Here is a 572-nt window from a genome sequence, read left to right as displayed (position 1 = left end):
GGTTGGATTTAGTACTCAACTTTCTGGACATTTACGGGCATAGCAGTACAACGGCATTGCTAGTTTCAGGAGAAAAGTTATCCAGCGGTATGTCTGTCTTAAGGAAGCAACGAAAATCTTGAGAGTCCACGAAAACACTTAGCGATGGTGGGAAGCAGAAGGTAAAATTAGAGCCATCAAAATGCCATCTGGGCAAAGGCAATATGACATCAGTACTTAGGTGCTCTAGGGTTCTTCCTTAGGGCTTTGAGGGATTCCTCCCTTTCTGTCAGCAATGATGGAATTGCAATCGTTGCATCGTCCGGATCATATCCGTATTGTGCAGCGTAAATGAATCAGACGCTCCATGACCACTCTAATTGTTCTCTAATTGTTCGCAACGTTGATGAGGCCATTGTCAAAGCCCTTAAAGAAAAGGAGAGGCGTCACGGCGCGAGTGCAGAAGACGAACATCGCAAAATCCTGGAGCAAGTCTTACTCCAACTTGCAAAAAAAGTCCTTTGCCAAGTGCTCAGATCGATCACAAACGTTGGTGAAGATTCGGACTTCGAGCGGCTACAAGAAGATAACAC

General features: G+C 45.3%; 1 protein-coding gene. It reads left to right on the top strand.

Annotated features, from left to right (window positions below; all coding sequences use genetic code 11):
- Nucleotides 1–330: 330 nt before the first annotated feature.
- Nucleotides 331–572: FitA-like ribbon-helix-helix domain-containing protein (locus NW858_RS11995; protein WP_414520587.1), on the top strand; the 242-nt coding region annotated here is incomplete at its 3' end.

The organism is Synechococcus sp. H55.10 (genome assembly GCF_047502715.1).
Taxonomy (GTDB): Bacteria; Cyanobacteriota; Cyanobacteriia; order Thermostichales; family Thermostichaceae; genus Thermostichus.
The sequence above is the reverse complement of the archived record's forward strand: the minus strand, read 5'-3'. Positions and strand labels throughout refer to the sequence as shown.